We start from the raw sequence: 383 nt of genomic DNA on the forward strand, positions 1-383 counted from the left end.
GCGAGCTTGTTGAGCGCCGCGGCGGTGAAGTGGATCAGCTCGAGCGGGCTGAGGGCCACGATGCTGGCGGTGCGCAGCGAGTGGTTGACGATCGCGGCCTCGCCCATGATGTCGCCGGGGCCGAGCTGGGCGATCTCCTCGCCGTGCTGGCGCACCGAGACGGTGCCCGACAGGAGGATGTAGGCCTTGTCGGCGCCGGTGCGCTCCGAGATGGGCGCCCAGCCCTCGGGCAGGGTCACGCGGGTTCCTGCGGAGGAGATCTTGGCGATCTCCTCGGGGGTGAAGGCACTGAAGAACGAGCCGGCCACGGGCACAACCTTTCGGGGGTTCGGGGTCCCTCCCGCCGTGATCCTCGCGGACCCGCTGCGGGCTGGCAACCACCC

General features: G+C 70.8%; 1 protein-coding gene. It reads right to left on the minus strand.

What is annotated here, in order from left to right; translation table 11 throughout:
• Positions 1–308 (minus strand): cyclic nucleotide-binding domain-containing protein (locus tag QWY29_RS19855; protein WP_300962967.1); only part of this gene is annotated, 308 nt, incomplete at its 3' end.
• Positions 309–383 lie beyond the last annotated feature (75 nt).

This window comes from Nocardioides abyssi, from assembly GCF_030412915.1.
In the GTDB taxonomy this organism is placed as follows: domain Bacteria; phylum Actinomycetota; class Actinomycetes; order Propionibacteriales; family Nocardioidaceae; genus Nocardioides; species Nocardioides abyssi.